Here is a 1,292-nt window from a genome sequence, read left to right as displayed (position 1 = left end):
TTCCGTTGGGGCCTGCTACACAAAATCATTTCAGTTGCTATACTTTTTATTTCTTCTTTTTTAGCTTTGGGTTGGAAACGATTATTTCCTTTTAACGTACCTATTGCAATAATAATAGCTGGTTTTTGTTATGTACTATTTTTCCTTACCTTCACGGTTGGATGGGTCGCTATTCAAGGAATAATTGGTTTTTTTATTGCATTCCTAATTGGGGTAATCTTAATAGTATCTTACTCAGTTTTCAATTTTCTTGAAAGTCGCAAGACCAATAAAATTTAACAGGTTAGAAGTGTATGAAAAGATACTTTATTAACTAAAGGGTGCTTTAGTTGAAGAAAAGGGATACTTCCCAATTGTGGTGTTATGTCAACCAGGGTGCATACGTGATACAATCCAGTTGAGTAAGTGAATCGAGCTTCTACGAACGGATCATCTAGTTACTTGTTCAACTAACGGGGCAGATTAGTTGAACAAGAGGGGGAGTCATAGTCTGATGTATTATTTTTATCTCCCGTAAAACAAGAATTCGTGAAATATTTTTGATCAAACTTTATTGCAAAGCGACAAAAGGCGTTTCGAATGAGCTCATTCGAAACGCCTTTTGTCTACGGTCTGAAAACTTAATTTAGTCTTATTTTTTATCCTAATTTTCTTTGGAGGTTTCACTATATTTTTTAAAATTGTCCAGAATTGCCTGCCAGCCTGCTTTTTGCATTTCAAGGGAATTGGTGGTTTCTGCTTCAAAAGTTTCAATTACCTTAGTGTCGTTTTCTTGGCTAATAAAAGTAATTGTAACTTTTCTTCCATCTTCAATAGTGTAAGAAATAAGCTCGTTTATTCTCACTTCATCATAAACACCACTCAAATCAAATTCAAAGCTACCATCCTTAGCTTCCATTCTTGTAAGAAATCTCCCGCCATCCCTTAAATCATTTTCGGCATTTGGCGCATGCCAGTCTTCAGAAGCAAAACACCACTTTGTTATATGCTGTGGCTCCGTCCAATGTTTCCACACTTCTCCAACCGGTGTMTGAACTGTGGTTTCTACCGTTATTGTTACATTATGACCTGTTTCCATTTTGATTACCCACCTCACTATAATAAAATATATCTTTACTGGGACTGTTGCGTTGATTTTCCTATCTTACAGTTCCAATCACTTTTAGTATACAATAATTGGAACATTTCCATCAAGATGATAGGTTTTCCTTTCTCAATCATGGTGATATATAAAACATAAGTACATTATTTTAACTTCATTGTTCTACATGAAGAATCACCTACAATTGTAA

At 34.9% G+C, this 1,292-nt stretch carries 1 protein-coding gene and 1 pseudogene; one reads left to right on the top strand and one right to left on the bottom strand.

Translation table 11 applies throughout. The features are described from left to right. Window positions 1-279: pseudogene (locus AC1DOS_RS20155) on the top strand (RND transporter); the annotation flags it as partial. 364 nt (window positions 280-643) lie between these two features. On the opposite strand, the gene AC1DOS_RS20150 reads toward AC1DOS_RS20155, so the two are convergent. Beyond that, window positions 644-1,078 (bottom strand): SRPBCC domain-containing protein, encoded by a 435-nt coding sequence (locus AC1DOS_RS20150; RefSeq protein ID WP_477538914.1) that lies wholly within the window; start codon window positions 1,076-1,078, stop codon window positions 644-646. Between the last annotated feature and the right edge of the window lie 214 nt (window positions 1,079-1,292).

The organism is Paenisporosarcina sp. P5_A11 (genome assembly GCF_056400705.1).
The sequence above is the reverse complement of the archived record's forward strand: the minus strand, read 5'-3'. Positions and strand labels throughout refer to the sequence as shown.